Consider the following 6983-nt stretch of genomic DNA (forward strand, 5'->3'; position numbering starts at 1 on the left):
CGGGCATGGGCATCGGCATGTTCGAGGAACTCGAGTTCGACCGCAACCAGCTCCTCAACGGCAACATCCTGGAGTACCGCCTGCCGCGTTTCTCCGACATGCCGCGGACGGTAAAGCTGGAGCTGGTGCAGAACCGCGACGGGGTGGGGCCCTACGGCGCCAAGGGCGGCGGCGAGGCCTCCCTCAACTCGCTGCCCGCCAACATCGCCAACGCGGTCTACTCCGCCACCGGCGCGCGCATCCGCCGGGCGCCGCTGACGCCGGAAAAGGTCTGGCGCGCTATCCGCGAGGTTCGCGCGACGCGGGGAGAGAACGAGTCATGATGCCGCTGAGACGCTTCGCCATCCACCGGCCCGCCGACCTGACCGAGGCCGCGGAGATGCTCGACCGCTACGGCGACAACGGCACCCTGTACGCCGGCGGCACCGAGTTGCTGCTGGCCATGCGGCACGATTTGTTGCGCTACGAGCACCTGATCGACATCAAGGCCGTGGCCGGGCTGGACGCCATCGAGCGCCGGGACGGGCACCTGCACATCGGCGCCGGCGCCACCCACCGGATGATCGAGCGCTCCGCCGTGGTGCGGGAGCTGCTGCCGGTGATGGCCGAGATGGCGGCCAACGTCGCCAACGTGCGCGTGCGCGCCAGTGGCACGCTGGGTGGGAACCTGGCCTTCGCCGAGCCCCACTCCGATCCGGCGACCCTGCTGCTGGCCCTGGGCGGCACCGCCCGAGCCCAGGGCAGGTCGGGAGAACGGACCCTCGCCATGGACGAGCTTCTGGCCGGGGCCTATGAGAACTCCCTCGCCCGGGACGAGGTGCTGACCGGCGTGGAGGTGCCGCTGCCGGGACCGTCACAGCGTTGCGCCTACCTCAAGTTCCAGGTCCACGAACGGCCGTTGCTCGGGCTGGCGCTGTCCGTCGATCTGGACGACGGTGGCGAGATCCACCAAGCCAGTTGCGCCGTCGGCTGCGTGAGCCCCACACCGTGCCGCTCGGAGGTAGCGGAAAGCCTCATCGCCGGTCCCGCCGATTCCGTGGAACAACGGCTTCAGGAGGCCGCCGACGCCCTCGCCGCCGAAGCCACGCTCACCGACGACCGCGAAGGCAGCGCCGAGTACAAGCGCCACCTCATCGGCGTGCTGCTGCGCCGCGCCGCCCGGAAATGCCTCGACGGCAATGGGTAAGGGCCGCGGCCGTGTGAATACCACTCCCACCCGCCCGATTCCCGCTTTCCAGGCTGCGTCAAAACACCATCTGAGAGAGACAATAACCCCCTGAATCGTCATTCCCGCGGAAGCGGGAATGACTGTATGGGGCGTCGTTGGCATTTTGTATCCGAGCGGAGTCTCGACACGCCGCGGAAAGCGGTATCCAGGGGCAACGGAGGAGCTTCCATCATGCGTTTTCCCTCTCCCCTCATTCCCGGAACGCTGGTGCAGCGTTACAAGCGCTTCCTCGCCGATGTGCGCCTGGACGACGGCACCCTCGTAACCGCGCACTGCACCAACACCGGCAGCATGTTGGGCTGCAACGAGCCCGGCAGCCGCGTCTACCTCTCCGAACAGCACGGCAAGAACCGCAAGCTCCCCTATACCTGGGAGCTGATCCGGGTGGGCCGAACGCTGGTTGGGATCAATACCCTGGCGGCCAACCGGCTTGCGCGGGAAGGGATCGAATCCGGGATCGTCAAGGAGCTGCAAGGTTACGAACGCCTCCGGCCCGAGGTGCCGACGCGGCCGGGATCGCGGTTGGACTTTCTCCTCGAGAACCCCGGCCAGCAGTGCTACGTGGAGGTGAAGAACGTCACCCTGGTGGCGGACCGCGTCGCCATCTTCCCGGACGCCGTCAGCGAGCGCGGCACCAAGCACCTGAAAGAGCTCATCCGGCTGCGGCGGCGGGGACACCGCGCCGTGCTGCTGTTCGTCATTCAGCGGGGACCCTGCCCCTCCTTCAGGCCCGCCGACGAGATCGATGCGGAATACGGGCGCTGGCTGCGGCGCGCGGCCAAGGCTGGAGTCGAGATCTATCCCTACCAGGCCAAGGTAACCGTCCGGGGAATTTCACTCCGGGAAGCCGTTCCGTTACAGCTCTAGGAGCCTGTAATGGCGTCCTTCGACTTCGCTTCGCTCAGGACGAACGGGAAACAGGTTTCCAAACCGTTCGTCCTGAGCGTAGCGAAGCGAAGTCGAAGGACGCCGTCCAGGCTCAAGGCGTTTCGCCCTCCGACGGCATCAGGGTCGCCGGTGTCAGGGCGGAGAATATGCCCATGAAGCTCCCGCTGCTGCCGTCGGCTTCATCGAACGCGACATCGCTCAAGCCGACCACCCGGCGGGGATTGCCGTCCGGGTCCGGGACGTTGGAGAAGTGTCCGGCCCACACGCCGGTCGCCTCCGTGACGGTCCGATCCGGATGCGTCACCGTTACGTCGGTGTTCTCGAAAGTGCCGTGCGAGTCCAAAGGCGTCGGGCCGAGACGCAGCTCGTAGTCCGTGGGCAATGCAACGGGGTCCCGGTTCCACCAGGTCACGATGGGATAAAGGTACTCGCCCGCCTGAACCTCGATGTCCCCCGTACACCCGATGCAGCCCTGAACGGTGCCGTCCGCGAAGTTGGCCCTGAGCCCGATGACGGCGCCGAACTCGGTGTACTGACTCCGTCCCTCCAACTCGCCCCATCCGCTGCCGTAGTTGTACCTGTAGACGCCGCCCACGCTACCCGCATAGGTGGCTTCGCCGGTTACCGGCATCTCCGGCGGGTTCGACGGGTCGATCTCGGGACCGTCAATGAACACGCCCGTTTCGGCCTCTTCCACGTTCCGCCGCGAAACCCCCGGCGGGAAGTGGGCCCACCACCCCGCCGCCAGGTAATCGGCTGGATTGTCCACATCCCAACCGATGGTCGCGTAAGCGTAGAGTCTCCCGTCGTGGTGGTTCTGCACCAGCAACCATTCGCGACTCGCGGTTCCCGGCATGGCCGGCGGGGGACTGTACCGCGCCCACGTCCGCTCGATGTCTCTTACGCTGTCCAGTGTCCTGGTGCTTCCGTCCCCGCGTCGTACCTCGACGCCGACCAACCCGTCCTTGAAGATCGTCTTCGTCCTGAACCGCTGTTGCGTCTCGCTGAGCTCGATTTCCTCCATCCTCGGACCGCCGCCGGCGCAACCGTGCGTCACCGCTACCAGGAACACCATGGACAGAAGTCCCATCAACTTCATCACGCTCTTCCTCCGCGGTCCTGGGAAACCCCACCCCGCTGCGGCGTTGTCCGTGCCGCACTCCATTCCGGCCCGTCTCCCCTCAACCAAGGCTCTCGATGAATCCGGTCACCGCCCGATTGAACTGTTCCGGCTGCTCCCGGTAGCAGAAGTGGCCCGCCTTGTTGATGACGTGCAACTGCGCGTTCTCCGTGCTGCCGGCTACGAAGTCGAACAGCGAGAGGCCCCTCCGGTATTGCGCCGTCGGGTCGTTGTAACCCCATACCACCAGGGTCGGCGTCTTGAGCCGCCCCTCCTGCATCCACTGGAGGCACTCCTCCTTGTCGAGGACGAGGTTGCGCATGAACAGCCTCAACCCGCCGTCGTTCATGGCGCGCACGGACTCCTGGTACTTGGGCAGCTCGGAGATCTCCACCGCCGCGTCGATCCAGCCCTCGGTGATGTGCCCGGTGCCGTAGGAGTAGTGCTCCACCACCCAGCGCTGGCTCTCCCGGCTCAAGAACGGCTCGGGCCTCGCCGCCATGATCAGCTCCGTCAGGGAAGGGCCCGGCGAAAGCGTCCCGCTGTCCACGATGATGCAGGACTTGACGATCTCCGGATGCAGCAGCGTGAGCCGGGCCACCAGGTAGCCGCCGCGCGAGTGCCCGCACAGGTGAACGTCCCGAAGCCCCATGGCCTTGAGGAAGCCGTAGGCGTGCTCCACCACCGCCGCGGGCGTATAGTCGTCGTCGGTCTTGGGGTTGCCGGTGTGCCCTTGGCCGAGCTTGTCCACGGCGATGACCCGGAACGACTCCGCCAGCCGGTCGAAGTTCAGTTCCCAGTCCAGGGCGCTGTCGCAGGCGTCGGTGGTGCCGAAGTGGCTGCCGTGCCACAGCACCAGCGGCTCCCCGGTTCCCTGCTCGAAGTAGCGCGTCCGGACCCCGTCCACGTCGATGAACTTCTCGTCGGTCATTGGCATATCGCCTCCTCGTACAGGTCGCGCGAACAGCCGGGGCAAGGCCTGCCGGTCAAGGATGCTGCCGCGCTCCGGCTTCAGCGCTGCAGCGCCACGAACAGGAAGACCTTGGCCGACTCCACCACGCTCTTGAGGGGGACCAGGTCGTTGTCCGTGTGTTGGAAGCGGACGGCGCGGGAACCGTAGTTCACGGTCTCGATGCCGCGGACGTTGAGCAGGCCGGTGTCGTTGGCCGCGGTGGAGAAGCTGTATTCCGGCTCCCGCCCCAGCATGGTGCGGATGGCGTTGCCGAGAGCCACCACCACGCCCGCGTCCTTCCCCACCTCGCACGGGTACATGAACTCTTCCTTCTCCAGCGCGATCTCGTAGGGCTCGATGACGCCGATGGCGTCGGCGAGCTGTTGCACCGCGCGGTCGGCGTCGTCCCCCGGCAGCAGCCGGCGGTCCATGCGGATGCGGCACTCGCCGGGAATGGTGTGGGTCGACTTGGGAAAGCTCTCGATGTCGGTGGGCGTGAGCGACACCCGGCCCAGTTCGGGGTGGCTCTTGTCCTCGGGATAGGGCATCAGCGGCGCCAGGCGCTCCAGCACCTTGACCGCCCCGTCCACCGCGTTGATGCCGTCCCACGGACGGCTGCTGTGGGCTTGGCGTCCGCGCACGATGATGCGCACGTCGATGCGCCCCTTGTTGCCCAACTGGATTTCGGGCGGTCCGTCGATGAGGCCCCAGCGCGCGTCGATGGCGCCGCTGGACAGCACGTAGTCGAGGGACTCGTGCTTGCCGCTCTCGCCCGCGGTGCTGGTGACGAAGTAGAGGTCGCCCGGCAACTCCCAGCCGCTCCGGGCGAGGCATTTCACCGCGCTCAGCATCGCCGCCAGGCTGCCCTTCTGCTCGCACGCGCCGCGGCCCCAGCCGCACGGCCCTTCGAGCCCGTAGGGCGCGCCGTCCACCATCTCTCCGGAATAGGGGTCCGGCATGGTGCTGGGCGCGGCGTTCATGGCGTAGGACACGAGCACCAGACCCGGTGCCGCTCCCGCGCCCCGCAGGCGCGCGATGAGGTTGCCCATGCCGTCGATGGTGGCCTCGATGCCCTCGGCCTCGAGTTCAGGCCGCACCACGTCGCGGATCAAGGCGAGCACCTGCGGCTCCCTTTCCAGCAGTTCGGTCTGCGGGCTGCGTGTTTGCAGCAACTTGACCAGGAGGCGCTGGACCTCGTCGGGGTCCAGTCCCTGTTCGATGCGTTCCTTGGCTTCGTTCGCGTCCATCGCTAGTTCAGGATACCGGGTCAATAGGGCGCCCTTCGGGGTTTCCTCAAATCTCCACCTCGGTGCCGATGCCCCGCTCCCGCGCGCACCGGTAGACGAGGCTCGCCGCGGCCACGTCCTGCGCGGCGATGCCCACCGACTTGTACATGGTGATCTCGTCGTCGCCCGTGCGGCCGGGCTTGGCGCCGGCGAGCACCTCGCCGATCTCGCCGCGCACGTGGTCCGGCGCGATGGCGCCTTCCTCGAGCGCCAGCAGGATATCCCCGCACTCGGAATGGATGGCGTCCAGCGAGTCCACCACCACCGTCGACCGCTTCACCGTGTCGCCGCCCATCTCCCGCGCCTCGGGCCGGTGCGAGCCCACGGCGTTGATGTGGACGCCGGGCTTGAGCCAGCCGGCGTCCAGGATGGGTTCGGCGGCGTCGGTCACCGCGGTCAGGACGTCCGCCCCGCGCACCACCGCCTCGGCCGATTCCTGCGGCTGGATCGGGAAACCCAGCTCGTCCTCCAGCTCTTCCTTGACGTATATGGCGTTGACGTGCGACGGGCTCCAGATGAGCACCCGTTCGATGGAACGCACCCGGCTGAGCGCCCGGATGTGGGTGCGCGCCTGGGTGCCTGCGCCGAGGATGCCCAGGACCGGTGTCTCCGCCCGCGCCAGCGCCTTGGTGGCCATGGCGGAGGCGCAAGCGGTGCGGATGGCGGTGATGTAGACGCCGTCCATCAGCACTTCGATCCTGCCGTTCTCGGCGCTGTAGAGCGCGATGGTGGCCAGGATCGGCGGCAGCCCCTGTTGCGGGTTGTCGCGGAAGTAGGAGATGATCTTGATCCCCAGCGCCTTCCCCTCGCTCATGAACGCCGGCATGCTCGTGATGCGCCCCTGGATCTCGGGCAGCGGCACCACCAGCCGCACGGGCATGACCACCCGGCCGGCGGAGAACTGGATATGCGCCTGCTCCAGCGCGGCGATCAGTTCGTCGAGATCGAGGAGTCCCCTTACCTGTGCTTCGGAGATCACCAGCATGCGGATTCCTTCCGGTCGGGATTGCCAGACAGAAAGCATGACATAACGGGCAACGGGGGTAATTGCAACGACACAACCTTCTGAAACGTCATTCCCGCTTGCGCGGGAATGACGACTTGAGGACGATTCGGTGCGCTGGACTCAAGGAGCGGCGGCCCCGACACGTTTCCCTTGTCCCGCCAGTGGTGTATCCTGACGCCGTGCCCATGCCGAAGGGGGAGGAAACCACATGAAACAGGAACGGATCGCCGATTCCATCGAACAGCTCAACCGGGACATGGCCGAGAAGAGCCTAGAAGGCCACTGGAACCTGGGGCTGGAGGACCTTCCGCCCTACCCCGTCACCACGGTGCGGCCGTGCCTGTGGCGCTGGGAGGACGTGCACGAGAGCATGATACGGGCCGGGGAGGTGGTGAACCTGGAGCAGGACGCGGAGCGCCGCACCATCCGGCTGCTGAACCCCGGCATCCCCGGCGGCCACGGCACCACCCACACCATCCACTTCTCGTTCCAGTACGTGAAGC

At 67.0% G+C, this 6983-nt stretch carries 8 protein-coding genes; 4 read left to right on the plus strand and 4 right to left on the minus strand.

The features are described from left to right. The 3 genes from OXU42_16390 to sfsA form a co-directional block, all read left to right on the plus strand. Positions 1–323 (plus strand): xanthine dehydrogenase family protein molybdopterin-binding subunit (locus tag OXU42_16390; GenBank protein MDE0030967.1); only part of this gene is annotated, 323 nt, incomplete at its 5' end. After that, positions 320–1186 carry an FAD binding domain-containing protein gene (locus OXU42_16395; GenBank protein MDE0030968.1) on the plus strand — a complete coding sequence of 289 codons (867 nt, stop codon included), beginning with the start codon at positions 320–322 and terminating at the stop codon, positions 1184–1186. The genes OXU42_16390 and OXU42_16395, both read left to right, overlap by 4 nt. Positions 1187–1399: 213 nt before the next feature. Beyond that, positions 1400–2095 (plus strand): DNA/RNA nuclease SfsA, encoded by a 696-nt coding sequence (gene sfsA, locus OXU42_16400; protein MDE0030969.1) that lies wholly within the window; start codon positions 1400–1402, stop codon positions 2093–2095. A gap of 112 nt (positions 2096–2207) precedes the next feature. Here the strand turns inward: sfsA and OXU42_16405 are convergent, their stop codons facing one another. The 4 genes from OXU42_16405 to OXU42_16420 form a co-directional block, all read right to left on the minus strand. Beyond that, positions 2208–3215 carry a hypothetical protein gene (locus tag OXU42_16405; GenBank protein MDE0030970.1) on the minus strand — a complete coding sequence of 336 codons (1008 nt, stop codon included), beginning with the start codon at positions 3213–3215 and terminating at the stop codon, positions 2208–2210. A gap of 82 nt (positions 3216–3297) precedes the next feature. Beyond that, positions 3298–4167, minus strand: a complete 870-nt coding sequence (locus OXU42_16410; protein ID MDE0030971.1) for an alpha/beta hydrolase — start codon at positions 4165–4167, stop codon at positions 3298–3300. An 80-nt stretch (positions 4168–4247) separates the two neighbouring features. Next, complete coding sequence (locus OXU42_16415; GenBank protein MDE0030972.1) at positions 4248–5435, minus strand: M20/M25/M40 family metallo-hydrolase; 1188 nt, start codon at positions 5433–5435, stop codon at positions 4248–4250. Between the two features lie 46 nt (positions 5436–5481). After that, positions 5482–6459, minus strand: coding sequence for an ornithine cyclodeaminase family protein (locus OXU42_16420; protein MDE0030973.1), 978 nt, complete (start codon positions 6457–6459; stop codon positions 5482–5484). A gap of 229 nt (positions 6460–6688) precedes the next feature. On the opposite strand from OXU42_16420, the gene OXU42_16425 reads away from it, so the two are divergent. Continuing rightward, positions 6689–6983, plus strand: a 295-nt coding sequence (locus OXU42_16425; protein ID MDE0030974.1) for a hypothetical protein, incomplete at its 3' end; no start/stop codon positions are given.

The organism is Deltaproteobacteria bacterium, from assembly GCA_028818775.1.
In the GTDB taxonomy this organism is placed as follows: domain Bacteria; phylum Desulfobacterota; class Binatia; order UBA9968; family JAJDTQ01; genus JAJDTQ01.

What these genes read in the sequence shown, in the direction of transcription:
- OXU42_16420 (MDE0030973.1), bottom strand. Translation starts at nt 6,459, where the DNA reads ATGCTGGTGATCTCCGAAGCACAGGTAAGGGGACTCCTCGATCTCGAC.
- OXU42_16415 (MDE0030972.1), bottom strand. Translation starts at nt 5,435, where the DNA reads ATGGACGCGAACGAAGCCAAGGAACGCATCGAACAGGGACTGGACCCC.
- sfsA (MDE0030969.1), top strand. Translation starts at nt 1,400, where the DNA reads ATGCGTTTTCCCTCTCCCCTCATTCCCGGAACGCTGGTGCAGCGTTAC.
- OXU42_16405 (MDE0030970.1), bottom strand. Translation starts at nt 3,215, where the DNA reads ATGAAGTTGATGGGACTTCTGTCCATGGTGTTCCTGGTAGCGGTGACG.
- OXU42_16395 (MDE0030968.1), top strand. Translation starts at nt 320, where the DNA reads ATGATGCCGCTGAGACGCTTCGCCATCCACCGGCCCGCCGACCTGACC.
- OXU42_16410 (MDE0030971.1), bottom strand. Translation starts at nt 4,167, where the DNA reads ATGACCGACGAGAAGTTCATCGACGTGGACGGGGTCCGGACGCGCTAC.